Origin of the sequence: Myroides sp. JBRI-B21084 (assembly GCF_030545015.1) — a bacterium.
GTDB lineage: Bacteria > Bacteroidota > Bacteroidia > Flavobacteriales > Flavobacteriaceae > Flavobacterium.
Genome location: NZ_CP120653.1, coordinates 236,388 through 260,039, shown reverse-complemented (window position 1 = coordinate 260,039; position 23,652 = coordinate 236,388). Strand labels below are relative to the sequence as shown.

Sequence of the window (23,652 nt, the reverse complement as noted above, 5' to 3'; positions counted from 1 at the left end):
TTATTTTTTACTAAAAAACATACCAAATATAGGATATCTTTTTAAACAAAATTAAAGAAAGCTGTAGAAATGATATACTTAAGTAGTTATTTTTAAAATATTACTAAAAAAACTGCCGTATTTTTAATAATTAACAAGCATAAATATGTTATTAATTAATTACTTTTGAAAAAAACTTTTAAATGAAACAATTATTATTCTTAACAATTTGCCTGTGTACCGTATTTGCTTCTGCCCAAAGAAACGAACCCGAACAAAACTGTGGTACAATTTATAATTTACAAACCGATTATGATGAAACTTTTGAAAAATTTTATCAATCCCAAATTAATCTAAAAGCAAAAAATCCGGTAACTTATTATATTCCAATTGTTTTCCACGTGATACATACTGGCGAGCCAATTGGAACCGGCTCAAATATAAGCGATCTAGCTATTTACAAAGCATTAGAACGTTTAAATAACAATTTAATTAATAAACACAACCACCCAAATAGTGGCAATACCAACATACAATTTGTATTGGCTACAAAAGCACCAAACGGTTCGTGTTCTACAGGTATTAATCGTATTAATTACAGCACAAATCAGGCGTATGTTTCTTATGGCAACGCATATTCAACATCTGATAATGGTGTAGATGCAAATACCATTCGTGCCTTATCAAAATGGAACAATACGCAATATTACAATGTGTGGGTTGTAAATAAAATTACATCATCTTCAAGTGTAACTGCCTATGCATACTACCCTACTGCACATGGAACAGCTGTTGATGGTACTTTTATTAGACATGATAATTTAGCAAATCCTGAAAGTGCTACTTTTACACATGAAATTGGACATAGTTTAAATTTAATGCATACTTTTCAGGGTTCAACTGGCACAAATTGTCCTACACAAATTAATGGTTGTGGTGCCGATGGAGATTGTATTGCCGATACCCCACCGCATATTAAAAATCATCCTTTAGATTTGGTTTTAAATGCTGCCAATTCATGTTCGGGCGATAACAATTCTACCTACAAACATAACTACATGACGTATACTTATGATGAATACCGAAAAGTGCTTACGCCCTTACAAATTGCCCGAATGCAAAGTGCTGTTCCGTTTTATAGATCGTCTTACTTACCTGCTAATAACACGGTTTTTACAATGACTCAAAGTCCGCAAGCTAAATTTTATGTAAACGATTCCGACGGAACTTCTAAACAATATTTTTGCGCTGGTTCGCCAATCGTTTTAAGAAATTCATCAACTTGTTTTCTAAATACTTTTAACAGTACTTCTTTGGGAAATTATGTTACAAAATGGGAAATTATTAAAAACGGACAAACGTTTATGGTTTCTAACGAATCAAACCCTACTATAACTATAAATCAAACAGGTATTTACTCTATAAAATTAACTGTTACAAATAATGTAGGCGCTAGTACGTTAACTAAAACAGATGTTATTGAGATTGTTTCAGCAAATTCGGTTAATTTCTGTACACCTACTTCGTTAAATGTTGGGCAATTTTTCTATTCAATTAATCGTGTTAAATTAAATAATATCGATAATCTTACAATTAAAAATAGAAACGAGGGCTATAATAATTATAGTTGTTCTTATATTACACAAGCTAATGCTGCAGGAGCTTCAAACTTAAGTATCTATATTAATAATAATCATTTTTCTATTAAAGATAATTCCATTTTACATGCTTATATAGATTTTAATAATAACGGTGTTTTTGAAACAAACGAACAAATTGCAAACGAAACAATTCCAACAGGAACAAGCAATCAAGCTTTTAGCTATTTTTTTGTTCCGCCAGCAAACGTAGTTAAAAATATTGTTTTAAGAATGCGTATTATGCACGACCGTTTAAATATATCTAATTCAAAGTTAAATTGTACTTCGCAATTTAATGTAGGCGATATTGAAGATTATGGGGTAATTTTTATAAATAGTTTATCTGCTCCAGAATTTGAAACTAAAAAAGTAAATTTATATCCTAACCCTGTTACCAATGTTTTAAATATTGATTTTGAAGATGCTAGTAAAAAATCAATTCAAATTTTCACAAATACAGGTCAATTGATTAAAACTTTTGAAACAAGCGAAACTAACTTAAAAATTGATGTGTCTGGTTTTGAAGCTGGAAATTATCATTTAAAAACTGATAATCAAAGCTTTAAATTCATTAAAAAATAATATTAATTCACTTTTACCTATAAAAAAACCCTTACAAATAAAATTGTAAGGGTTTATATTTGGTATTTTAGCAATTAAAAAGGCTTTTGTGCAAATTGAACTGTTACAACGTTGCTATCTAAATAACCTGCTAATTTAGATTGTATTTTAACATTTGCTATAGTACTATGTTTATACGTATTACCAGGAATTTTAACCCCATCTACATAATAAACTACATCAGTAATAGCAGTACCATTACTTGTAGTTGATAACATAACCGATTGACCAAGTGGTACAAAGTTATTTGCAGCATTTGTTTTTAAAACTAATTGATTGCTAACATTTGGATTTGGATTAGCCGTTGGCGTTTCCATAACGGTATCGTCTTCAGAACATGCTGTGAATCCAATGGTTGAAAAGGAAACTATAGCGATAAAGAACAAAATCTTTTTCATCTTAAATTATTTAGTTGAGTTAATTAGTAATCTTTTTAAAATAATGTTATAAAAATACAAAAATTATTTATTCATCAAAATTTTTATTCTACTTGCAGCAATAAAAGATGCAATTATACTTAAAATTAACAAAGTTGCAACAACTAATAGCGTATTTTGCCAACTAAAAATTACTGGATACGGAAAATCATCGGCTACTTTAATAAAAGCAAACTTTTGTTGTAAAAAAGTAATTAAAATACCCAATGCTAAACCTATAACAATACCCGAAATTGCCAAAATTAGCCCTTGATATAAAAAAATACGTTTCAATTTATTTTGGGTAAATCCTATATCGTATAAAGTTTTAATATGCTCTTTTTTTTCTAAAATTATCATTATTAAAGCACCAGTTAAACAAAACAAGGTTACAATAATTATTAAGGTAAAAATTAAATAAATTGCCAAACTTTCGGTTTTTAGCATTTTATACAACCCTTCGTTTAATTGCGAACGATTTTTTATTATTTGATTTGGAAAAATATCTTTTAATGTTTTAACAGCTTCATTTTCTGAAAAGTTTTGTAAAACTTTAAATTCTATTTTTGATACCTGATTGTTTTTATAATCTAACAAATTTCTGCCAATATTTATATCGGTATAAATATATTTGTTATCGGTTTCTAAATTGTTTAAACTGTATATACCCGATGGATACAAAGGCAATTTGTTGTAAGCGTCATTAGGCATTGTAATTAAACCTTTACCGGGTTTCATGGCTAAAACTTCTAATAACTTATCGTTAGAATACATTCCAGCCGACATTTCATTTGCCAAACCATTCCCTAAAACTGCATCGTTCGTATTTGGTTGCAACCATTGTCCGTAAGCAATGTGGTTATTTATAGCAACCGTTTGGGTATAATTTTTATCAACCGCTTTAATAAAAGCCACAATTTGCTTATCGCCATAAGTAAAAATCACGCGGTCTTCAATAACATGTGAAAACTTAATGCTTTTTGATAATTGCTGTAATTTTTGCTCTTGTGTAGGTGTTAAATTTATGGTTTTACCTTTAGTGGGTAACACCACTAAATCGGGATCAATTTTATTTGCAAACGATAAAGCAAATTGTTCTAAACCACTAAAAACTGATAAAACCACAAACAAAGCCATACTACTTACCACAATTCCAATGGTTGAAATACGGGTAATAATATTTATGGCTTTTGTTTTGCTTTTACTAAAAGCATACCTTTTGGCTATATAAAATACGGTGTTCAAATACAGTTATTTTTTCTTTCTACGATCAAGTAGCTCTCTATTTTCAATAGGGTTTTCATCACCTTTTAAAGCAGAATCAATTTTTTCGATATAATCTAAACTATCATCAATATAAAAAATCAAATTAGGTACTTTACGCAATTGATTTTTAACACGTTGCGCCAAATCATGTTTAATAAGTGGTGCGTTTGATTGAATAGCCTTTAACAATTCACCCGCTTTTTCGGTAGGAAAAATACTTAAATACACCTTAGCAATAGATAAATCGGTAGTAATATTAACCTTTGAAACGGTTATTATTAAGTTTGAAATTCCGTTTTTACGAATTTCTCCTTGTAATATATCAACTAGGTCGGCTTGTAACAAAGCCCCCATTTTTTTTTGTCTGTTTGTTTCCATACCTGCAAAAATACAAAAAAACGTTCAGATATATATTTATCTTTGTACAAACAAAAATTAAAACATATGCGTAAAATAGAACATATTGGTATTGCCGTTAAAAATTTACAAGAATCGAACGCTTTGTTTGAAAAACTTTTTGGCGCACCCGCTTATAAAGAAGAAGAAGTAGAAAGCGAAGGAGTAAAAACATCGTTTTTTATGAATGGACCCAATAAAATTGAACTTTTAGAAGCTACTAAACCAGATTCGCCCATTGCAAAATTCTTAGAAAAAAAAGGCGAAGGTATACACCATATTGCATTTGATGTTGAAAATATTGAAACCGAAATTGCGCGTTTACAAAAAGAAGGATTTGTAGTTTTAAACGAAAAACCAAAGAAAGGTGCTGATAACAAATTAGTTGCCTTTTTACACCCAAAAGGCACCAATGGAGTACTTATTGAATTGTGCCAAGAAATTAAATAAAAATTAAAAAGTACTTGTAAAAATTAAGAATTTGCCTTAATATTGCACTCGCTAACGTTAAGTAGCCGGTCCTATAGCTCAGTTGGTTAGAGCACCTGACTCATAATCAGGTGGTCCCTGGTTCGAGCCCAGGTGGGACCACAACAAGCACAAGTTGTAAAAATGCCGGTCCTATAGCTCAGTTGGTTAGAGCACCTGACTCATAATCAGGTGGTCCCTGGTTCGAGCCCAGGTGGGACCACAAAAGCACTCAAATTTGAGTGCTTTTTTTATTTAATTATGTTGAAAATCAGTTATTTAACTTTTTATTGATAAAAAAATTATTCAAAGAATATCAATATTTTTGATACCCATTTGATACCGAAATAAATTAGAAACTGTATTTTCGATTGCTATTTTTTATATTTTTGTTATGTCCAAAAATGAAAAAAAATGCAAAAAATTAAATTTAAAACGATTTATAATCGTAAGAAAGCCCTCAATAAAGAGGGTAAAGCTTTAATTCAAGTAGAATGCTATTTGAACGGTAAAAGAAAATATTTAACTACAAATATTTATTTAGAGCCGAAATACTGGAGTGAAAAGACTGCTACTATTAAAACAGATTATCCTAACTCTATTTTTTTAAATAAATCAATAAAGGATCTTATAAACAGAATTGAAGAAATAGAACTAGAGCATATTAATAAAAACAGGTCTTTTAATCTTGAAAGTATTGAAACTTTTTTAAATTCAAATAAACCTCAATCATTTACCGAATTTATGACAAATGAAATTGAGGAAATGAATTTAAAAGTAGGAACTAAAAAAAATCATACTGCCACATTATCAAAACTTAATGAATTTAGAAAGGTTGTTTATTTTGATGATCTAAACTATGATTTTTTAGATCGGTTTAAGAAACATTTAATCAAGAAATATAACCCTAGTAAAAATACGATTTACAAGTATTTTAAACATATAAAAACACATGTAAATACTGCAATTAATAAAGGGTATATTGATTTAAAAGATTATCCGTTTAGAACTTTCAAAGTAGAACAGGAAGAAAGTAAAAAAGTTTATTTAACCCCACAGGAAATAATAAAAATTGAAGATGTTGAACTAGAAACCGATGCACAAAAATACGTGCGTGATATGTTTATGTTTTCTGTTTATACAGGTTTGCGTTACGGTGATGTTTTCGCTTTAACTAGAAATAATATTAAAAATATTGAGGGTAGTGATTGGCTTGTGTTAGATATGGAAAAAACAAGCGATGTTGTAAAAATACCTATTGATACTTTGTTTAATGGTAAACCAAAACGAATAATTAATAAATATACGGTATTAGGGCGAAATTTGTGTTTTAAAGAAGTAACTAACCAACATTGCAACAGAATACTTAAAGAGATAAAAAACCTCGCTAAAGTTGATAAAAAGATAACTTTTCATAGTGCAAGGCATACAACAGCTACTTATTTAATTTATAAGGGTGTACCCATTACCACAGTTGGTAAAATATTAGGGCATAGAAAACTAGAAACCACTCAAATTTATGCACATATAATGGATCAAACAATAACAAACGATATTAAAGCTGTAAATTTTGATTAAAAAAGGGACTATTTAATAAGTCCCTTTTTTAATATCTAAAATTCCAATACCACTTTTTAGGTAGTTAATTCTACTTGTAAGATTTATTTCTAAATCGTCTTTAATACTTTCTAATATTAAATATCTAAAAACGTCTTTAATTTTTCTATTATTAAAATCCATTTCATTAAATTGATAATCTTCAAAAGATCTATTTATGTAGGAATTTGGCGAACCTAAACTATAAAATTTTGTATTGTAATATTCATCTTCTGTAATTCCTAGCTTTTCAGCTATTTCAAAAATATTATTTATGTTTTTAATAATATCTGTTACAGAACTAAAATTACTATCTGTTATCCCTCTTAAAAATGTTTCAGAAAATTTTAAGTAAAACTTAATTTTTAAAGTGTCAGCATGTGTTATTGCGTATTTTTCTATTTGTTGATAATCATTTTCGGATATAACATCAAAATAACTCATTTCATTAATTAATGAACTTGAATCAAGTAAATCGGTTTTTTCTAAACCTTTAATGTATTCAAGAAATTTCTTTTCAATTTTTACTGAAATATCAATTTTACCTGTTTCAATTTTAGCTATTGTACTTCTACTTATAGAAATTTTTTCACTTAATTCTGTTTGCGTAAGTCCTAGATTTTCACGCAGTTGTATAAAATCTTCTTTAGTCATAATGTGTTTTGTGTAAAAAATGTGTAAAAAATTATACAATTATTACACATTGTTTGTATATTTGCTGTGTAATGTCCTTACAAAAGTATAAAAAAATGTATTAAAACTCATTAAAATTACACAAAATGAACATTTTAAAAATTAAAAAGGGTTTACCACATGGAGCAATTAGAGAAATTGCTTTAAGAACAAATACAGGTTATTTAACAGTATTGAATTTTTTTAATGGTAAATGTGTTCCTAAAAATAAAACTCAAATTTTAGAGGAAGCTTTAAAAATATTGCGTGAAGAAAAGGAAAAAGAAAACCAACTATTATTAGAGTTTGAAAGCTTATTAGCTGTGTAATGAAAGCCATTTTACTAAATGATATTTACTCAATTTTTAAAAGTAAAGGTTGTGTAGTAAAATATGCAAATAGTGGCGAAACAGTAAGCATTATTCATAATAGTATAAATGCTTTTGTAGTAGAAGATACTAAAGGGAATAGATTTCCTGTAAATATTCAATCAATAAAATTTTTATAAATCATTATCCAAAAATAAAAACTAGTAAGTATGTTAAAAATTACAGATCAAAAAGCAAAAGTAAACGTGCAAAATTATGAGGATTTAGCGTGGAAACAAGAAAGTATTTTAAAAGCTTGTATTGTTGGTTTAAGATTAATACAAGAGGGTGCAAAAGAAAAAGAATTGAGTGCCTTTGATGTTTCTAACCTTTTAGAAATTGCTTTGGATTTAATACCCACAGAGGAATGTATTCGTTTAGATAAAAATTTAAAAATACTTGATTAATTCATTTAAACACTATTTAAATCTTATTTAAACATGAAATACTGGACTCACTTTTTAGAAAAAAAAACGCCCCTACTTACTAGAAATGGTAAAAAGCAAAATGCAATACTTTTTGAAATAGAGGAATTACAAACCAAATTAAAAATGTATGGCGATGCTTATAATGAAAATGAGTGTGAAATTATGGTTAAAGCTTTAATTCATAATTCTAAAGAGCAAATTGAAATAGCAAAAGAAAAAGCTTTAAAGTATAATGAAAGCCCTATAAACCGAATTTAAAAAAAGGAACATGTTGGCGCATGTTCCTCTAAAAATGATTTTTAACTAATTGAATTACAAATATATGAAAACAATAAGTGAAGTACAAAAACAGAACCTAGAAAAAATTAGTGAATTAGAAAATAATTCTAATGGATTTGCGGAATACGCCAAAAGCATAAGAAATACCTTTTTTTTATACATACAATCTTGTATTTATAATAAAGAAGAAATACACATTAACGAAGATGATGTGTATAATGTAAATGCGGTTATTAACTTTTTAGAAAGCCTAAAACAAGAAAATTAAATAAAATTTAAAAAATAATATAAAATGAAACAAGCAATTTTTAAATGTAATTCATCAATAGAACGTGTAAAAAAAGACGCTTTGGATCGTATTAAGATTTACAATGACTTAATACAAATACTTGTAAATAAAGGGTTTAAAATTACAAATGAAAATATTGAAATGGTGTTTTCAAATCCTAAAGAGTATGTTTTAGATCAATTAACAAATGGTACAGGCGTAGTAATTAACGGTATAAAGGTAAACGTAATTAAGGCTTTTGAATTGTTAGAAATTCCTCATGAAATAATAAAAATTGTAAACGAATTGGAAAGTACCCCAATGTTGTATGGTTTTGATAGATATACCTATGAAAATGGATCTATTGTATTAACTACTGCAGAAGTAAAAAGAATTGAAGAAAGTGCTACAATTTTTGCTGAAACTTCGGAACAATTAGAAGTATGGAATAAACTAAATGAAGTTGCAAGCACGCTAAACAGTATATCAAATAAGCTGAAGTTTAATAATGATTTACAGTTTTTATCTGCTTGTTTCGGCTTTAATAGTATGGGTAATAACCCGAACGCAACATTTAAAACAGATCCTAATATTATTAATCGTTTAAAATAGTTCAAAAATGAGTGGCGAAAAATTTGGCATAGTACATATACCTTACGAGGAATGGCAAGCCCAAACTAGTAAAATTGAGTACTTAACAAAGTGCGTGCTTAAACTTTTGGCTAAAAATCAAAAGGAAACAATGACAGTTAATGAAGCATGTGAGTTTTTAAAATGCTCACGTAATACATTAAATAGTTATGTTGAAAAAGGTTTATTAAAACCAATTCAAGTAAAACAGCAAAAGTACTCTAAAGTATTATTTAAAAGGGAAGATTTGGAGTATTTAATAAATACTGTACAACAAAGTCAATAAAAATAAAAAACCGACTAAATGAGGTAGTCGGTTTTTTGTGTGTCCAAAAATGAGTATGCAAAAAAGCATAATCACATTGCAAAAATAATAAAAAATAAATGATTGACAATTTTAAAATAGAACGAAGAAAAAGCCCTCAAACGGTTTTAGAAAGGTTGGTTAAAATTGCATATTTAGACAAAATTCAAACAAAAAAAGGAATAGAGTACAATAATAAGGATACCAAAAATTTTTGTGGTGGTTTGTATGTTCAAATTACTACCGATGATAAAATTATAATATCGGGTAGTTTGCATAAGTATAAAAATTATCTGTGTAAAAATAAGCTTACAAATTTTGATGCTTTTACTATGAATGAAGCACAGGAAACAATAAAAACACTTTTTACAAATCTTGAATTAGATATTGAGGGTTTTTGTGTTTTGCATTTTGAAATAGGTATAAGTTTCTTTTTTGGTAATGATTTAAAGGAATTGATTAATGAAGTATTAAGTATTGGTAATGAATATTTAAACCCGAAAGCGTTTTATTTAAGCCCTATTGTAAAAGATGATCGCATGAAACTTACAAGATCGCACAGGGACTTAAAAAAGGTTTTTAAGATATACGATAAGCACAACGAAATGAAAGATAAAAGGATAAGTAATTCACATGAAGCTTTTGGAGTGTTAAGGATCGAAACTATTTATCGCAGACAAGAAAAAAAGGAGTTATCACAGTTTATTGAGTTGTCGAATTTAGAAGCCTTACAAGATCAGTTTTTTAAAGAATGGGATCAGCTAAATTTTTATAGTGATCTACAAGCACCAACTGGAACACATAAAATTAAAATTGAGATTGCAAAAGATCTTATTTACAATGGAACGATTGAAGTACTTGAAAAATTTAAAAAAGAGTTTGAAAACGGTACTATTACTAGGCGTGTTTACTACAATATAAAAGAGTTTGTTGAAAATTGGCATAATGTTAAACAACAGTTTATACGCATTCAAAAAAAGATAGTTAAAAAGTATGTTGAACTGTATCTTTTGGAAAAACAATATTATATGAAAATATAAAAGCAGACAAAAGTCTGCTTTATAGTAATGTCCACACCAAGGGACTAACCGAGAGTATAATTACATAACAAATATACATTTTTATTAAATACAAAATACAATGCACTTTTTATTTTAAAAATTCCCCTTTAGGTAACTTTTTTAAAATACTGTTATTCAGTTGTTTATATGTATTTTGATTTTGTATTGATATATTTTGAAACATTTTTTTAAATCAAAAGCACCTATACAGGCTTTTTTTTATTTCGGTAGCTTGTAAGATACTCCCGAAAGGGAGATGTAAGCATATAAAACTACTGTATTACTAGGAATGGAGGTATTTACCAAAAGGGAACAGTAAAAAGGTAGTTAATGCACCATGTTAAAAGTAAAATATCATAAAGTAGCAATAACTATTAGTTTAGAGCCTAGTTGTAGAATAAATGCTATTGAATTTATATCTATATCATTAAAAAAGTAGTTGTTCAAGTATTCAAAAAGGTTTCTTACTCGGTTTTTTAATTAGGGGGGGTAGTCCTTTTAAAAATATCAATAAACTATCAATTTATTACATAGCTAAATATCATTATAAAAACCTCGGTTTTAATTGGTTTTAGTATTATTTAAATACCATCAATTTTTAAAAAGTATCATTATACACATTAAGCATTTTTTATGAGTGATAAAACGAAAAGAACTAGAAACAAATACACTTTAGAAGATAAGGCAAATGCTTTAAGGTATTATTTGTTAGGGTTAAATTTTGCCGAAATAAGCAAATTATTGAATGTTACAGTTAGAACGCTTGAAAGTTGGCAAAAGGCTGAAAAATGGACAGAACAAAAAGCGGGCAAACAAATTGAAAAAAAAGCTTTTGAAATGTTTACAGATAAAAAAATGAAAATTGAACAAATAGCAAAAGTTTTAAATAAAAGTATTCCAACAATAAGTAGATATTTAAAAAAGGTTAGAGATGAACAAAGATCAATTAATTGAAAAAGGTTTTAAAGCAACGAAGTATAAAAATATTTGGATCAATGAAAATATAGAGGTACTCAATGCTGTTAAAAATCGAATTTTAAAAGTAAATGACAAAGGGTATTTTGTATTCGATGGCAAACGTATAAACTCATACAAGTTAGCTTTAGAGGTGTTTAAAAAACAGCCAATGAGAAAAGGGCAAACCGAAATAATTAACTGTAATGAAAAATACACAGCAAATAATATTCAGTATAAAAATACGGTTAAGGTTGAACCCCCAAAGTATGAGGATCTAATGAAGTGCATTAAAAAGAGATTTAAAGAGGTTCAATTCAATGTTGGTGCAAATACTGTTGTATTCAAAATGTTTGTTTATGAATTAGCAAAAGTTTCTTTAATTGATAAAACCAATAAAGAATATGAATTGTTTGAATATTACTTAAAAAGCAAAGTAAGTAAGTTTAAAGCGTGTAAAGAAAAAAATTACAGAGCAATTACAGGAATTAATATTATAAACAGCTATTTAAACAAAGTAGTTGAATTTCATTTAAAAAAATAGAAATAGTCCTTACGGAACTAGAATAATAAAACATAAAGTATTGGATTGTAGTGTTTTGGGTGTTATTATTCATTTTCGGTATCAAATAAGTATCTAATTAAACAAAAAACAAATGGCAAAGCGAGAAAAAACATTAAAACGACACGACGACATAAGAAAGGATTTTGAAAAAATGTCTAATGAAAAAGAATACGGAGTACAGAAATACAACATGAAATTTATATTGGAAAAACTAGGCGAAAAATATTATATGTCTAGTAAAACTATTGAAAATATAGTTTTTTTTAGACTTGAAAAGCAATAACTAATAACTATACTAAATGATTAGCCCATATTTAAACCTATTAGCCTTAAATAATATCACACAAGTACTCACTTTTGATGAACGTGTGTTTATCCGAAAAAAATTATTAGACAATTTACAAGATGTAGCATGTAGCGAACGTATAACGGAACTTTTATCAATCATAAAAAAACATAATTGGGAGCGACCACATGTTGAGTACAAAGAAACCGATCAAGGTAAAGAGTTGTTTTATTATGATGAAAAAACTGAAAGTTTAATAAGCATTAATGATTACAAACACTCGATTTTAGAAGAAGTTAAACCATATAATTTTATAAATAATGAGTAGAATTGAAGTAACAGCAATCAATGAAAACAGTAAAGAATATCTTATAAAAATAACGGATGAAATTATTGTTGGTTCAAGTGATATTATACGTCAAATTACAGATGATTTAATTTTTAAAGGTACTAAAGACGTGCAAGTATATATTAACTCTAGGGGTGGTAATGTATTTGAAGCGAGTGAGATTGTAAACCAATTGAAGCGATTTAATAATGTAACGCTATTAATTGGTAGTGTGTCTGCTAGTGCATCAACTTATATTATGGCACATTTTAAATCTAAAGCTTTTAAAAGTTCTCAATTTATGATACATAGCCCCAAAATGACTACATCGGGCGATTATATAACCATTGAAAATGATTTAAAACTACTAAAAAATATAACGCTTGATTATGTTAATGCTTATGCAAGTAAATTAAATAAAAGCAATGTAGAAATAGAAGCTATGTTTAAAAATGGGGATAATTGGTTTAATTCAGATGAAGCTTTACAAATTGGGCTTTTAGATGAAATAATTGAAAATAGTACCCTAGATAATAAAACGGAAGTTAAAGCCCTTGTAAGTGATGTAAAAGTAGATTATTGGCAACAAATTACTAGTAAGTGGACTTTTGAAGATTGGGCTGAAAAAGATCCCGAGGGGTTAAAAAATATGATGGTTAATGATCCTAAAAGATTTGAAGCCATAAGTACAGCGTATTACGGTAAATAATTTAAATATGTTATATGCAATGTGTTGTAAGATCGTTATATCTAAAAACGATCAACGAAAAACGGAAAAAGTATTGTATAAAGTAAATGAAATAGAATTTAGAAAAAGCTTTAAGGAGTTTATTTCAAAAGGTTCATTTACAATTCCAAAAAATAATTTATTTAGAAGTAAAGCAAATTTAGATGATTGGTTTCAAGTTGGCGATGCTATTGCTATTTATTGGGGGTATAATGGTATTCTTAAAGAAGAATTTACAGGATATATAACACGTGTTAATTATGATATACCTATAAATATTGAGTTTGAAGATGAAATGTTTAAAATTAAAAAACTACCTGTTAATTTTTCTTCTAAAAATACAAGTCTTGAAAATTTGCTAAAATCAATTATTCCAAATTATGAAATAAATGTTTTAGAGGGTGTCAATTTAGGATCTGTTAGATATGCAAATACAACAGTAGGTGCGGTTTTAGATAAATTAAATTCAAGTGATTTAAATTTAAAAACATGGGTAGATGGTAAAACTGTTTTTTGTGGTAAATACTATTCGGCAATGACAGAAAGCCCGATTATACCCTTTCATTTAGAAAGGAATTGTGTTAGTACTTCATTAAATTACCGTAGAAAAGAAGATATAAAAGTAAAAATAAAAGCCATATCAACGTTGTATAATGGTAAAAAAATAACAGTTGAGAATATTGGGGATAAAGATGGAAACGAGGTTAATTTAGGGTTTTATAACATAACAGCAGTAGCAGAATTAAAAGAGTTGGCACAAAAAGAATACGAACGGTTTAAACAGGATCGGTTTGATGGTTCGTTTACTACCTTTGGTACACCAACAGTAAAACACGGCATGAAAGTACAGCTTGATAGTTCTTTGCTTGATGGAAGAAACGGTATATATTATGTTGAGGGAGTTAGTAAAACATTTAATATTAACGGAATTAGACAGGAAATTACTTTAGGAAATAAATTTAAATAAAATGAATACAGAAATAAATAAACCGACAGAAATAACACAACAAAATGATTTGTGTAATAAGCAAGAAAGTATTTTAAAGCTTGCTTTATTTGGCATTGAAGCAATAGAAAAAAATGCAAGCTTTGGAATTATTGAAATAAATGATATTAAAAATACAATATCGTTAGCATTAGATTTGAAAAAAGAAATTAATTCAATAATAAATCAAGATTATTTAATTGGATAATAACCGACGTATATCTGTTTAGATAGTGATTTTCGTAATAGTATTGTAAATATTGGTTAACTAAAATAAAAAGATAGTATTATAATGCTATCTTTTTTATTTTAGTTAAATTCACACACACATTTATAAACACTATGACTACAATTATAACTTTACCCACTAAAGACAATATATTGAGGTGGTTAAATATCTCAAATGAAATATTACCATATATTGAAACAACAAAAAAACTTATTGTTGATTTTCAGAATGTTACTTTTTTAGAAACAAGGAATTTAGTTTTATTAGCTTGTTATCTTGAGTACTTTTACAAAAAAAATGTAATTATTGAATTTAAAAATATTAGTCCAAAAATACAATATCATTTAAACAACATTAATTTTGAGGATTATTTTAAATTAAATAATAGAGGTAATTTTTTTACGCCTAAAAATAGTACCACAATTCCACTTTGGAATATAAAACAAGCAGAGGGATATAGTTACTCTACTTTTGCTCAATCTTTTTTGCAAAATCACTTTAATAATAAAAATCTATTATTTGTACAATCAAATTTGTATGAGATATTTAATAATATTTTCGATCATGCTGAATCACAAATAGGAGGTTTTGTAATTACTCAATATTATCCAAATATAAATCAGATTTCTTATTCAATTTGTGATTTGGGAGTTGGTATACCATCTACAATTAATAATATGAGAATAAGTAAAAATGAATCGGTTTTAAGTGATGGTGAAGCAATAAAATTAAGTACAGAGCTAAAAGTTACAGCAAAATCTAAACCTCATAATGCAGGTTTAGGACTGAATTCAATCATAGATATATGTCAAAATAAATTAGGTAATGTACAGATTTTTTCAAATAAAGGTTATTATTATACAGGGTTTAATGGTGTTGCACAGGATTTAAACACAACTTTTATTGGAACGTTAATTAATATAAACATTGACACAAGAAAACTTGAGGAAGATGATGAAGAAATTGAGTTTTTTGATAATTTTTGATTTATTTATGAATGAATAATCTAAAACATTTATATATTTGTCGAACACAATAGTAAGTATATCAATTATTTAAACCTTTTATTATGCTACATTTAGAAAAAGATGTTGCTATATCATTAAGTGATATAGTAGACAATACAGGCGCAAATTCTGAGGGATTTAAATTATTTTCATTGTTAATTAAACATGAAAATGAAAGAGTTATATTGAGTTTAGATAAAAATATGGGGTTTTCAACTTCTTTTTTGAATAGTTCAATAGGTCAATATATTGATAGATTCGGATATGAAAATTATAAAAGAAAAATAGCTTATAAGTGTACTAAAAAGCAATATGATATTATAAGTTCTTATATTAATAAGTTTACTCAATTAGTATAATTACAATTTATGATAGTTAATTTTTAGGTGTTTTGCATTTTTTATTTTATGATACTGTATTGATACCTAAATTCAAAACCACTAATTAAAGTTCTGAATATTAGTTAATTATATATTAAAATATTCGTACAGGTGGGACCACTAAAAAAATTTAGCCTTACAGAAATGTAAGGCTTTTTTGTTGTTTACAACAGTTTTGTTGGGTTTGTCAACTTTTTTTGTAGAAAATAATACGGTGGTTAAAATATAAAAGGCGGAAAATTCGGGGACTATCTCAAATTAAAAAAGGGGGATTTTAAACCGACAAAAACAAAGGTATTACCAACATAACCTACAACTATTTAAACTTACCCGTAGCAATTACCTTTGCCACAGAAACAATTACGTATACCTACGATGCCACAGGCACAAAAATGAAGAAGGTTATACAATCAAACAGTGGTGCGACACAAACCATCGATTATTTGTTTGGTTTTGAATACGAAAATGGCACGTTACAAACCTTTCCGCATGCAGAGGGATATGTTAAAAACAATGCTGGTAATTATGTTTATCATTATATTTACAAAGACCATTTAGGTAACAACCGATTAGTATATGCCGATTTGAATAACGATGGAACCATAAACCCGGCTAACGAAATTGTAGAAGAAAACAACTATTACCCGTTTGGTTTAAAACATGAAGGGTACAACAATTTACCGGGAGCAGGTTATAAATATAAGTTCTTAAACAAAGAATACGAAGACAGCTTTGCGCTTAATGTAACAGAGACCGACTTTAGACATTACGACAGTGCGTTAGGAAGGTTTAATGTTGTAGATCCGCTGGCTGAGTTGGCGCCTGACTTTACACCGTATCGTTACGGGTTTAATAATCCTGTGTTTTGGCAAGATGCTTCGGGATTGTTCGAGAGTTATGCTGCTGCTCGTTATTATCAGTTAAGTCGTGGATTGTTTGGATCATCAATAATGTATGATAATGAAGCTGGAGATGGACATTGGTATATTGATACAGGTAGTAGCATGATTTCACAATTAGGAGACAAAATTTTAAAGGTTTATGAAATGGATGGAGAATGGATATCTGATATTACTGAATCAGCAGGTGGTGGTGGACCCGAAAGTTCATCATCTAAAAAAAGTGATGGGGGTTTTTGGAAGTTTATTGAAACAGGTGGTATGTTTAATATTTGGGGTAAAATGAAAGATGATCCTGGGTTTAAACCCAACTCAAGAAAACGTAGTGTAGTAGATGCTTCAATGAACTACGATCAGGTGATCACTCAAACATTGGCTAAATATTGGTGGGCAAGAGTAAGAGAGATATTAGGTGGAATTGATACCAGAAACGGTAATATACGAAGCAACCTTAATATAACCGTAACTAAACCTAAAAGTGATACAAGTTCTTCAGAAGAAAATACCACGACGAAAGATAAACAAAAAATAATAAAAATTCAATTAAGAAATTTTATACTTGATGAAAGTACTAATACGGTAGTTCCACGTACTCATTATGTTGAGCCCGTTTACGAAAGTCAAGTTCCAGAATATATAAAAATGATGAAACAAGATTCTATGAATCAATTACCTAAATAAAATAATAGATGAAAAAAACAGCTTTTTTTATTATCATAATAGTTTTGTTCTTCGCCTGTGATAAAAAATCTAATAATGAAAGAACAGAACAAGATTTTTTAATTACAGACACTGTATCTTTACATACTTCATATCAAAGTGTCATAGATTATAAAGATGTAAATCATGATAAATTTACAGAACAACTTAATGTTGAATCAAAACTTCGTTGGATAATATCTTATTACGTACTAGATACAATTCCTTATTTAGAAAAAGATATTTATCAGAATAGAAAAGATAGTGTACTTGTTTATGATGCTCATAAAATTAAACTAAAAGAAATTAATTTTAGCAAAACAGGCACCTACTATATATCAGGAATTGTTAAAGATCGAATTGTTTTAGATTCAATTTGGACGGATGGTAAGAAAGATTCAGAAGTTTCTGAGTCTGTATTCTGGAAAAAGATAATCGTTATCAATAAATAATAACAACAGCTTCTTTACAAACGTATTGAGGCTGTTTTACTATAAAACAATTTACTGCTGTTGCACATTTAATAGTTTCGACTTTAATAAGAAAGCAGTAATACCCTATCAAAAATTGCAATAAAAGTTGACTTTCTAGTAAGTGAGCGTTTTAAACAAAAGCTCCCCCCTGTTAATGAAAAGTTGGGTTGTCTCCCCTCTTCCAATCACAAACATATCTTTTAGACAGTCTAAAAAGGATTGATTTAACTATAAAAGCAATTACAACCAAACAGTGATGCGACACAAACCATCGATTACCTGTACGGTTTCAGCATTTAAACGGAGCATTGCAGTTTTTCCCGCATGCTGAGGGTTATGTAGAATTTAAAAATAATCAATACCTTTATACGTATCAATACAAAGATCATTTAGGAAATATACGTTTAACCTACCGTGACGGATATAGAAACCACCCAACACTAGAATATCTAAAAGACGGTGTAATACAGGTAACTGAGATTATAGAAGAAAATAATTACTATCCGTTTGGGTTAAAACATAAAGGATACAATGAATATGCCGATTATAGTGCTACCAATAAGTATAAATACGCTTATGGCGGTAAAGAATTAAACGACGAATTAGGATTAGATTTATATGATTTTGGAGCACGTAATTACGATGCTGCTATTGGTAGATGGTTGAATGTGGATCCGCTCGCGGAGAAGATGAATGCATATTCTCCGTACAATTACGCATTAAATAATCCGCTTATATTTGTTGATGAAGATGGTAAAGAACCTGTGCCATGGTGGGTCCAAAGAACAAATTCACAATGGTATTGGGGAGATTCAAAATCATTTAATTCAGCTGCTATTTACAATACAAACAAATTAAATTCATCTGCGTATCAGACAATTTCTCAAAGAAACGATTACTACAATTGGGCAAATAGCAAGTTAAGTAATAAAAGTAAATGGTTTGAAGCGGCAGATATAGTAACAAGGTTTGTAGGAGTTGGAGCAGCAGAATGGATTAATTTAGGTACTATTAAAGATTCATCTGAGAAATTTTTAAAGGAAGGAAATGAATATTTGTTCTCTTATAATATGAAAAACGCTAAAGATCTTATTAAAAACGGTAAGTTAGAGGGAGGTTTTTATAGTGCAGAAGGAGAGTTTGTTTCTTTTGAAGGAAAAAGAGGCAGAGAACTTGATTATGCAATGGTTGAGTATGAACAGACAAAATTAAGTAGTTTTATGCCAGAATATAAACAACGAAATGATTTATCTGATGCGGATATGAATTATATAATAGATAACGTATCATCTACAATGAAATATTCAAAAGGAGATGTGAAGAAAATCATGAACAAATATTTTGATGGAGGTGAAAATTTTAATTTTGGTAGTTATAAACATAGAGTGATTTTAGGAAAAGCGTTAATTGATGGATTATATGAAGAATAATTTTTTTAAAAGTAAATTAGATTTATTAAGAATTTTAATTGTTATTTGGATTTTTGAGGTATTTATAGCAACAATGATATATCTTTTGACTGTTATTTTCGGAAAAAACTATATAGAATTTATATTGTATATAAATATTATGAGGTTAATTTATTATTATCCGTTTTTGTTCATAATTTATTTTGTAATAAAAAAAATTAGGGTGAAATCTTTAATTATTATAAATGTTATTGTTTTTCTTATTATTTCATTTATAATCTCCATCTTTAACAGAGGTGGTGTAGATTTGTTTTTTGATTTTTCATTCGTATGTAATCTTTTAGGCATATTGTTAGCTCCATTAATTTTAATGACGTTTAATGATAAATTGCCTACATTTTTTAAAATATATAAATAAACCACAAACAGCCTCTTTACAAACGTATTGAGGCTGTTTTATAAAAAACGTTACAAACCTTTCCACATGTAGAGGGATATGTAAAAAGAAATACAAATAATACGTATCTTTACGTTTATCAGTACAAAGATCATTTTGATTCACGAGACAAAGCTTTGAGAAAACTTTCGTTGAAGAGACCCGAACGCAGTGAGTGTAAGCTTAAGCTATGCAGATTGCAACGGTGATGGAACAATTAATCCTGCAACAGAGATATTAGAAGAAACCGAGCTTGCGAGGTTCGCCGAGACCAAAACATACAAATAAAAAGTGGAGGCAAAACAACTACTACCCATTTGGTTTAAAACACCAAGGATACAACAATTTATCGGGCGATGGTTATAAATATAAGTTAAACGGTAAGGAATATGAGGATGCTTTTGGTCTGAATATTTACGAAATGGATCTTCGTCAGTTAGATCCTGCTATCGGGCGTTGGGTAGTTCAAGATCCTGTTGTACACCATGATTATTCACCGTACAGTGCGTTTGATAATAACCCGGTATATTGGAGTGATCCGAGTGGAGCTGATAGTCAGAAAAATATTACAATTGCTGATTTGTTTAATAAAGCTGGTAGTGGAACTACAACATTTAGTTTTGAAAATGGACAACTTGTAGGAGAGTCATTTGCAGAGAATATTAAAGCAACATTAGAAAAATCATACTTGTTTTTAGACGCACCAACTGATGACAATGGTGATGGTGGCGGAAACGGTGATGGTAGCGGAAAAAATAAAGGAGCGAATAACAAAGGTATTGGTACCATAAGCGTTTTAGGCGTTAAAATACCAACTTTTTTTGGAGCACCTGTAAATGTGATTCCAGGCGATTTTAAAGAAGCAAGCTTTTTTAAGGGAATGATTAATATTTCACAGGCATCTTGGAATAGATATAAAACTCTTGGATTAGATTCAAGTACAGGAAGGTTACTTATGCATGAATATGGACATTTTTTACAAAGATTGATGGGAGGTACCATACAATATGATTATGTGGCAATATCAAGTTTTATTGATTTTCTTCAAACAGATTATGAAGGTCATCAAAAACATTGGAGTGAAATACAAGCAAGTACTTTAGCGGCATATTATTTTGACTTTAATAAAGGCTTTTTGAAAGAAAACTTAATTGATGATAGATATGTAAATGAATTAATATTACAAAGCTTAAAAGGAGGTTACCAACAACATCCAAATTATAAACCCTAAATATTATGAAAAAACTTATTATTTTATTTGCAATTTTTTCTTTGTATGGCTGTGATAAGACAGGGATGTATGATATTATGATTATTAATAATAGTGAGTCTGAATTAATTTGTAGTTTATCTCGAAATGAAGAGATTTTTGATTTAAAAAAACTTTTAATTGCAAATGAAATCGAAAAAGGCAAAAAATATGAACGTATTGATATAACATCATTATTTTTGTCAACAATAAAAGCAGACACTACATCTAATTTAAATGAAAGACCAATTTCTTGGAATAGATTTATTAATTCTTCAAAAGATAAAAAAATAAGATTATATATCATCAAAAAAGATAGCGTTAATAAATATGGTTGGGAAGGCATACATGCGAGGAATCTTTACAACAAAAAATACACTTTAGATATTGACGATTTAGATAGTTTAAATTGGACAATTGAATACAACGGTAATTAAAACCAACAGCCTCTTTACAAACGTATTGAGGCTGTTTTACTAAAAACACTTTACTGCTGTTGCACATTTAATAGTTTCGACTTTAATAAGAAAGCAGTAATACCCTATCAAAAATTGCAATAAAAGTTGACATTCTAGTAAGAAGGCGTTTTAAACAAAAGCTCCCCTCTGTCAATGAAAAGTTGGGTTGTCTCCCCTCTTCCAATCACAAACATATCTTTTAGACAGTCTAAAAAGGATTGATTTAACTATAAAAGCAATTACAACCAAACAGTGATGCGACACAAACCATCGATTACCTGTACGGTTTCAGCATTTAAACGGACAATTGCAGTTTTTCCCGCATGCCGAAGGACATGTAAAACCAAACGGAACAAATTCGTATCTTTACGTTTATCAATACAAAGATCATTTTGATTCACGAGACAAAGCTTTGAGAAAGCTTTCGTTGAAGAGACCCGAACGCAGTGAGTGTAAGCTTAAGTTATGCAGATTGCGACGGTAATGGAACAATTAATCTTGCAACAGAGATATTAGAAGAAACCGAGCTTGCGAGGTTCGCCGAGACCAAAACATACAAATAAAAAGTGGAGGCAAAACAACTATTATCCGTTTGGGTTAAAACATAAAGGATACAATGAATCGGCAGATTACAGCATAATCAACAAATACAAATACGCTTATGGCGGTAAAGAATTAAACAACGAATTAGGATTAGATTTATATGATTTTGGCGCACGTAATTACGATGCTGCTATTGGGCGTTGGTTGAATGTTGATCCGCTAGCGGAAAATTCAAGACGTTGGACACCTTATAATTATGCCTATAATAACCCTATTTATTTTGTTGACCCTGATGGGATGCAAAGTACTGTTTCCAATGCTGTCAATAATGCTGTTAAAGAAAATCTTACTTTTAATAACGGATATTATGATATAAATATAAGTGAATTTGGTGGTGCAGCAGATCATAGCGGGTTTTATCCGAATTCGGAGTATAAAGCAAATCAGGTAACGTCTAGTGGAGGAAATACAATTAATAACAATAGTAGTAATAATCAAAATAGTAAAAAAAGTAATAATGAATTGGATAAAGCTAGAGGTAAAGAAATTTGGAAGAAAGAAACCGCTGAGCAAGATAATAATTATAACTTTTTTTACAAAGAAGCTGATAGTCATTTAAGAAAAGGTGCGGAATATTTTAATGATGGAGGGGCTAATAGTAATACTATAGCTATTAATTCACATGGTAATAAAAATATTATTAAGTACTCCTAATGGATCAATGGAACCTAAAGCTCTACATAAATATTTGTATGAGAACAATCTTTTATACAAGCAATCATATGATAATAAAACAATCATAAATGTTAATATAAATGCCTGTAAGACAGGAAACGGGTTTGCTAAAGAATTTTCCAAAATTAATCCGTATGTTAATGTAAAAGCACCGACAAATAATCTTCTTGGAATTTGGAATAAGATGAAAGATGACGGTAAATGGGTAATTTACAATAATGGTATATTAAAAAAATAATTATGAAAAATATATTTGTTTTAACTCTTTTTCTTACAATATTGTCATGTAAGGAAAGATCAATTAGTGAAAATAGTGTCCTCTCACATAATAAGGTGGAAGTGTTTAAAAATAATGATCTTACAGCATATATAAAATTGACAAATTATTATGATACAGACGATAATTATTTTGAAATATTACCTCATTCATTAAAAATAATGGATAGTGATAAAGTAGGCTATGAAGATTTTTTTGAAACTTATTTAAAAATAAAATTTAATGATACTTTGAACTACAATTACATTGAAAAATTAGATAAAGAAGAGCAGAACTTTTTAATATACTTATTAAATAAAGGTGCAGTGAATAATAGTTATAGATGTAGAAAAATTTTAGCAGATTATTATAGAAAAGGTATCTCTGTCAAAATGAATACCATAAAAGCAGATAGTCTTATGAGTGTAGAATAATACCAATATTTAAAAGTTTCAGTATTGGTTCTACATATATTTCATGATACTTAAAAAAGGCTGGGTTTGTAAACTAGTAATGACTTATTTATAATTAATAAACCCCGATGGCGCGGATTTGTAATCCGTGCCTATAAAAACCAACAGCTTCTTTACAAACGTATTGAGGCTGTTTTACTATAAAACAATTTACTGCTGTTGCACATTT

31 protein-coding genes and 2 tRNA genes are annotated in these 23,652 nt (G+C 28.6%); 29 read left to right on the top strand and 4 right to left on the bottom strand.

The features are described 5' to 3' along the window. Window positions 1-182: 182 nt before the first annotated feature. Window positions 183-2,201 carry a M43 family zinc metalloprotease gene (locus P3875_RS01335; protein WP_303444460.1) on the top strand — a complete coding sequence of 673 codons (2,019 nt, stop codon included), beginning with the start codon at window positions 183-185 and terminating at the stop codon, window positions 2,199-2,201. Window positions 2,202-2,275: 74 nt separating this feature from the next. Here P3875_RS01335 and P3875_RS01330 read toward each other — a convergent pair whose 3' ends face one another. The 3 genes from P3875_RS01330 to rbfA form a co-directional block, all read right to left on the bottom strand. Continuing rightward, on the bottom strand, window positions 2,276-2,638 hold the full coding sequence (locus tag P3875_RS01330) for a hypothetical protein (RefSeq protein ID WP_303444459.1): 363 nt from the start codon (window positions 2,636-2,638) through the stop codon (window positions 2,276-2,278). A 63-nt stretch (window positions 2,639-2,701) separates the two neighbouring features. Continuing rightward, complete coding sequence (locus tag P3875_RS01325; protein ID WP_303444458.1) at window positions 2,702-3,901, bottom strand: ABC transporter permease; 1,200 nt, start codon at window positions 3,899-3,901, stop codon at window positions 2,702-2,704. A 6-nt stretch (window positions 3,902-3,907) separates the two neighbouring features. Further along, a complete protein-coding gene (gene rbfA, locus P3875_RS01320; RefSeq protein ID WP_303444457.1) occupies window positions 3,908-4,300 on the bottom strand; it encodes a 30S ribosome-binding factor RbfA in 393 nt (130 codons plus the stop codon). 66 nt (window positions 4,301-4,366) lie between these two features. Here rbfA and mce point away from each other — a divergent pair, with 66 nt between their 5' ends. The 4 genes from mce (at window position 4,367) to P3875_RS01300 (ending at window position 6,364) form a co-directional block, all read left to right on the top strand. After that, complete coding sequence (gene mce, locus P3875_RS01315) at window positions 4,367-4,768, top strand: methylmalonyl-CoA epimerase (RefSeq protein ID WP_303444456.1); 402 nt, start codon at window positions 4,367-4,369, stop codon at window positions 4,766-4,768. Between the two features lie 67 nt (window positions 4,769-4,835). Further along, a tRNA-Ile gene (locus P3875_RS01310) sits at window positions 4,836-4,909 on the top strand. Window positions 4,910-4,935: 26 nt separating this feature from the next. Further along, window positions 4,936-5,009: transfer RNA gene (locus P3875_RS01305), tRNA-Ile, on the top strand. A gap of 191 nt (window positions 5,010-5,200) precedes the next feature. Then, window positions 5,201-6,364, top strand: a complete 1,164-nt coding sequence (locus tag P3875_RS01300) for a site-specific integrase (RefSeq protein WP_303444455.1) — start codon at window positions 5,201-5,203, stop codon at window positions 6,362-6,364. A gap of 12 nt (window positions 6,365-6,376) precedes the next feature. Here P3875_RS01300 and P3875_RS01295 read toward each other — a convergent pair whose 3' ends face one another. Then, the gene (locus P3875_RS01295; protein WP_303444454.1) at window positions 6,377-7,036 is read right to left on the bottom strand and encodes a helix-turn-helix domain-containing protein; all 660 of its coding nucleotides are present in this window, start codon (window positions 7,034-7,036) and stop codon (window positions 6,377-6,379) included. A gap of 125 nt (window positions 7,037-7,161) precedes the next feature. Here P3875_RS01295 and P3875_RS01290 point away from each other — a divergent pair, with 125 nt between their 5' ends. From P3875_RS01290 to P3875_RS01175, 24 genes are all read left to right on the top strand, one after another. Continuing rightward, the gene (locus P3875_RS01290) at window positions 7,162-7,383 is read left to right on the top strand and encodes a hypothetical protein (protein ID WP_303444453.1); all 222 of its coding nucleotides are present in this window, start codon (window positions 7,162-7,164) and stop codon (window positions 7,381-7,383) included. Between the two features lie 209 nt (window positions 7,384-7,592). Then, window positions 7,593-7,829, top strand: a complete 237-nt coding sequence (locus P3875_RS01285; protein WP_303444452.1) for a hypothetical protein — start codon at window positions 7,593-7,595, stop codon at window positions 7,827-7,829. Between the two features lie 33 nt (window positions 7,830-7,862). Next, window positions 7,863-8,108, top strand: a complete 246-nt coding sequence (locus tag P3875_RS01280; protein ID WP_303444451.1) for a hypothetical protein — start codon at window positions 7,863-7,865, stop codon at window positions 8,106-8,108. A gap of 64 nt (window positions 8,109-8,172) precedes the next feature. Beyond that, a complete protein-coding gene (locus P3875_RS01275; RefSeq protein WP_303444450.1) occupies window positions 8,173-8,397 on the top strand; it encodes a hypothetical protein in 225 nt (74 codons plus the stop codon). A gap of 24 nt (window positions 8,398-8,421) precedes the next feature. Beyond that, complete coding sequence (locus P3875_RS01270; protein WP_303444449.1) at window positions 8,422-9,009, top strand: hypothetical protein; 588 nt, start codon at window positions 8,422-8,424, stop codon at window positions 9,007-9,009. Between the two features lie 7 nt (window positions 9,010-9,016). Continuing rightward, window positions 9,017-9,313 (top strand): helix-turn-helix domain-containing protein, encoded by a 297-nt coding sequence (locus P3875_RS01265; RefSeq protein ID WP_303444448.1) that lies wholly within the window; start codon window positions 9,017-9,019, stop codon window positions 9,311-9,313. 98 nt (window positions 9,314-9,411) lie between these two features. Beyond that, entirely contained in the window at window positions 9,412-10,371 is a 960-nt protein-coding gene (locus P3875_RS01260) for a hypothetical protein (RefSeq protein ID WP_303444447.1), read from the top strand. 654 nt (window positions 10,372-11,025) lie between these two features. Continuing rightward, a complete protein-coding gene (locus tag P3875_RS01255) occupies window positions 11,026-11,346 on the top strand; it encodes a terminase gpP N-terminus-related DNA-binding protein (RefSeq protein ID WP_303444446.1) in 321 nt (106 codons plus the stop codon). Then, a complete protein-coding gene (locus P3875_RS01250; RefSeq protein ID WP_303444445.1) occupies window positions 11,324-11,890 on the top strand; it encodes a hypothetical protein in 567 nt (188 codons plus the stop codon). The genes P3875_RS01255 and P3875_RS01250 overlap by 23 nt, the downstream gene beginning before the upstream one ends. A 112-nt stretch (window positions 11,891-12,002) precedes the next feature. Further along, window positions 12,003-12,194 carry a hypothetical protein gene (locus tag P3875_RS01245; protein ID WP_303444443.1) on the top strand — a complete coding sequence of 64 codons (192 nt, stop codon included), beginning with the start codon at window positions 12,003-12,005 and terminating at the stop codon, window positions 12,192-12,194. Between the two features lie 16 nt (window positions 12,195-12,210). Then, the gene (locus P3875_RS01240; RefSeq protein ID WP_303444442.1) at window positions 12,211-12,525 is read left to right on the top strand and encodes a hypothetical protein; all 315 of its coding nucleotides are present in this window, start codon (window positions 12,211-12,213) and stop codon (window positions 12,523-12,525) included. After that, complete coding sequence (locus tag P3875_RS01235; RefSeq protein WP_303444441.1) at window positions 12,518-13,234, top strand: ATP-dependent Clp protease proteolytic subunit; 717 nt, start codon at window positions 12,518-12,520, stop codon at window positions 13,232-13,234. Before P3875_RS01240 ends, P3875_RS01235 begins: the two co-directional genes overlap by 8 nt. A gap of 19 nt (window positions 13,235-13,253) precedes the next feature. Then, window positions 13,254-14,219: a hypothetical protein gene (locus tag P3875_RS01230; RefSeq protein ID WP_303444440.1), complete on the top strand. Its 966-nt coding sequence runs from the start codon at window positions 13,254-13,256 to the stop codon at window positions 14,217-14,219. A gap of 1 nt (window position 14,220) precedes the next feature. Further along, window positions 14,221-14,445, top strand: a complete 225-nt coding sequence (locus tag P3875_RS01225; RefSeq protein WP_303444439.1) for a hypothetical protein — start codon at window positions 14,221-14,223, stop codon at window positions 14,443-14,445. A 134-nt stretch (window positions 14,446-14,579) separates the two neighbouring features. Beyond that, the gene (locus P3875_RS01220; RefSeq protein WP_303444438.1) at window positions 14,580-15,452 is read left to right on the top strand and encodes a hypothetical protein; all 873 of its coding nucleotides are present in this window, start codon (window positions 14,580-14,582) and stop codon (window positions 15,450-15,452) included. Between the two features lie 83 nt (window positions 15,453-15,535). Then, the gene (locus P3875_RS01215) at window positions 15,536-15,832 is read left to right on the top strand and encodes an STAS-like domain-containing protein (protein WP_303444437.1); all 297 of its coding nucleotides are present in this window, start codon (window positions 15,536-15,538) and stop codon (window positions 15,830-15,832) included. A gap of 413 nt (window positions 15,833-16,245) precedes the next feature. Further along, window positions 16,246-17,433 (top strand): RHS repeat domain-containing protein, encoded by a 1,188-nt coding sequence (locus tag P3875_RS01210; RefSeq protein WP_303444436.1) that lies wholly within the window; start codon window positions 16,246-16,248, stop codon window positions 17,431-17,433. An 8-nt stretch (window positions 17,434-17,441) separates the two neighbouring features. Beyond that, on the top strand, window positions 17,442-17,903 hold the full coding sequence (locus P3875_RS01205; protein WP_303444435.1) for a hypothetical protein: 462 nt from the start codon (window positions 17,442-17,444) through the stop codon (window positions 17,901-17,903). Between the two features lie 329 nt (window positions 17,904-18,232). Beyond that, window positions 18,233-19,354 carry an RHS repeat domain-containing protein gene (locus tag P3875_RS01200; protein WP_303444434.1) on the top strand — a complete coding sequence of 374 codons (1,122 nt, stop codon included), beginning with the start codon at window positions 18,233-18,235 and terminating at the stop codon, window positions 19,352-19,354. Window positions 19,355-20,022: 668 nt separating this feature from the next. After that, window positions 20,023-21,000, top strand: a complete 978-nt coding sequence (locus P3875_RS01195; protein WP_303444432.1) for an RHS repeat-associated core domain-containing protein — start codon at window positions 20,023-20,025, stop codon at window positions 20,998-21,000. A gap of 5 nt (window positions 21,001-21,005) precedes the next feature. Beyond that, window positions 21,006-21,455: a hypothetical protein gene (locus P3875_RS01190; RefSeq protein ID WP_303444431.1), complete on the top strand. Its 450-nt coding sequence runs from the start codon at window positions 21,006-21,008 to the stop codon at window positions 21,453-21,455. A gap of 549 nt (window positions 21,456-22,004) precedes the next feature. Continuing rightward, window positions 22,005-22,733 carry an RHS repeat domain-containing protein gene (locus P3875_RS12125; protein ID WP_317622829.1) on the top strand — a complete coding sequence of 243 codons (729 nt, stop codon included), beginning with the start codon at window positions 22,005-22,007 and terminating at the stop codon, window positions 22,731-22,733. Between the two features lie 7 nt (window positions 22,734-22,740). Further along, window positions 22,741-22,992, top strand: a complete 252-nt coding sequence (locus tag P3875_RS01180; protein WP_303444430.1) for a hypothetical protein — start codon at window positions 22,741-22,743, stop codon at window positions 22,990-22,992. Window positions 22,993-22,994: 2 nt separating this feature from the next. After that, complete coding sequence (locus tag P3875_RS01175) at window positions 22,995-23,444, top strand: hypothetical protein (RefSeq protein WP_303444429.1); 450 nt, start codon at window positions 22,995-22,997, stop codon at window positions 23,442-23,444. Window positions 23,445-23,652 lie beyond the last annotated feature (208 nt).

Excerpts from the sequence above, each read along its gene's own strand:
- P3875_RS01335 (WP_303444460.1), top strand. The coding sequence starts at position 183 with ATGAAACAATTATTATTCTTAACAATTTGCCTGTGTACCGTATTTGCT.
- P3875_RS01330 (WP_303444459.1), bottom strand. The coding sequence starts at position 2,638 with ATGAAAAAGATTTTGTTCTTTATCGCTATAGTTTCCTTTTCAACCATT.
- rbfA (WP_303444457.1), bottom strand. The coding sequence starts at position 4,300 with ATGGAAACAAACAGACAAAAAAAAATGGGGGCTTTGTTACAAGCCGAC.
- mce (WP_303444456.1), top strand. The coding sequence starts at position 4,367 with ATGCGTAAAATAGAACATATTGGTATTGCCGTTAAAAATTTACAAGAA.
- P3875_RS01300 (WP_303444455.1), top strand. The coding sequence starts at position 5,201 with ATGCAAAAAATTAAATTTAAAACGATTTATAATCGTAAGAAAGCCCTC.
- P3875_RS01295 (WP_303444454.1), bottom strand. The coding sequence starts at position 7,036 with ATGACTAAAGAAGATTTTATACAACTGCGTGAAAATCTAGGACTTACG.
- P3875_RS01290 (WP_303444453.1), top strand. The coding sequence starts at position 7,162 with ATGAACATTTTAAAAATTAAAAAGGGTTTACCACATGGAGCAATTAGA.
- P3875_RS01285 (WP_303444452.1), top strand. The coding sequence starts at position 7,593 with ATGTTAAAAATTACAGATCAAAAAGCAAAAGTAAACGTGCAAAATTAT.
- P3875_RS01280 (WP_303444451.1), top strand. The coding sequence starts at position 7,863 with ATGAAATACTGGACTCACTTTTTAGAAAAAAAAACGCCCCTACTTACT.
- P3875_RS01275 (WP_303444450.1), top strand. The coding sequence starts at position 8,173 with ATGAAAACAATAAGTGAAGTACAAAAACAGAACCTAGAAAAAATTAGT.
- P3875_RS01270 (WP_303444449.1), top strand. The coding sequence starts at position 8,422 with ATGAAACAAGCAATTTTTAAATGTAATTCATCAATAGAACGTGTAAAA.
- P3875_RS01265 (WP_303444448.1), top strand. The coding sequence starts at position 9,017 with ATGAGTGGCGAAAAATTTGGCATAGTACATATACCTTACGAGGAATGG.
- P3875_RS01260 (WP_303444447.1), top strand. The coding sequence starts at position 9,412 with ATGATTGACAATTTTAAAATAGAACGAAGAAAAAGCCCTCAAACGGTT.
- P3875_RS01255 (WP_303444446.1), top strand. The coding sequence starts at position 11,026 with ATGAGTGATAAAACGAAAAGAACTAGAAACAAATACACTTTAGAAGAT.
- P3875_RS01250 (WP_303444445.1), top strand. The coding sequence starts at position 11,324 with ATGAACAAAGATCAATTAATTGAAAAAGGTTTTAAAGCAACGAAGTAT.
- P3875_RS01245 (WP_303444443.1), top strand. The coding sequence starts at position 12,003 with ATGGCAAAGCGAGAAAAAACATTAAAACGACACGACGACATAAGAAAG.
- P3875_RS01240 (WP_303444442.1), top strand. The coding sequence starts at position 12,211 with ATGATTAGCCCATATTTAAACCTATTAGCCTTAAATAATATCACACAA.
- P3875_RS01235 (WP_303444441.1), top strand. The coding sequence starts at position 12,518 with ATGAGTAGAATTGAAGTAACAGCAATCAATGAAAACAGTAAAGAATAT.
- P3875_RS01230 (WP_303444440.1), top strand. The coding sequence starts at position 13,254 with ATGTGTTGTAAGATCGTTATATCTAAAAACGATCAACGAAAAACGGAA.
- P3875_RS01225 (WP_303444439.1), top strand. The coding sequence starts at position 14,221 with ATGAATACAGAAATAAATAAACCGACAGAAATAACACAACAAAATGAT.
- P3875_RS01220 (WP_303444438.1), top strand. The coding sequence starts at position 14,580 with ATGACTACAATTATAACTTTACCCACTAAAGACAATATATTGAGGTGG.
- P3875_RS01215 (WP_303444437.1), top strand. The coding sequence starts at position 15,536 with ATGCTACATTTAGAAAAAGATGTTGCTATATCATTAAGTGATATAGTA.
- P3875_RS01210 (WP_303444436.1), top strand. The coding sequence starts at position 16,246 with ATGAAGAAGGTTATACAATCAAACAGTGGTGCGACACAAACCATCGAT.
- P3875_RS01205 (WP_303444435.1), top strand. The coding sequence starts at position 17,442 with ATGAAAAAAACAGCTTTTTTTATTATCATAATAGTTTTGTTCTTCGCC.
- P3875_RS01190 (WP_303444431.1), top strand. The coding sequence starts at position 21,006 with ATGAAAAAACTTATTATTTTATTTGCAATTTTTTCTTTGTATGGCTGT.
- P3875_RS01180 (WP_303444430.1), top strand. The coding sequence starts at position 22,741 with ATGGAACCTAAAGCTCTACATAAATATTTGTATGAGAACAATCTTTTA.
- P3875_RS01175 (WP_303444429.1), top strand. The coding sequence starts at position 22,995 with ATGAAAAATATATTTGTTTTAACTCTTTTTCTTACAATATTGTCATGT.